Source organism: Halomonas sp. SIMBA_159 (assembly GCF_046536035.1).
GTDB classification, from domain to species: domain Bacteria; phylum Pseudomonadota; class Gammaproteobacteria; order Pseudomonadales; family Halomonadaceae; genus Vreelandella; species Vreelandella venusta_A.
Genome location: NZ_JAWJBT010001051.1, coordinates 1 through 255 on the forward strand (window position 1 = coordinate 1; position 255 = coordinate 255).

Below are 255 nucleotides of genomic sequence, written 5' to 3' on the forward strand. Positions count from 1 at the left end.
GTAACAAAAAACGCTGACTTAGATTGGCCAGCGTTTTTTCAATATTAAAGTTTTTTAGTCTTCCATTCCAATTCCTAATACTTGTAATATCCCGACAATCCACGTGATAGGTTTCCATAATACAATAAAACCAATTAAAGATGAAGTTGAAAAGACAAACCAGAACAAGAAACCTCCCTCATGTGTAAAAACGGGAAAGTATTCGTTTAAAAACATATAAATACCGAATGGTATTGCGGCTAACACAGAAAGTAT

The 255-nt window shown here is 33.3% G+C and carries 1 protein-coding gene; it reads right to left on the reverse strand.

What is annotated here, in order from left to right; genetic code table 11:
• Nucleotides 1-54 precede the first annotated feature (54 nt).
• Nucleotides 55-255 (reverse strand): hypothetical protein (locus R0J87_RS22490; RefSeq protein ID WP_498889101.1); only part of this gene is annotated, 201 nt, incomplete at its 5' end.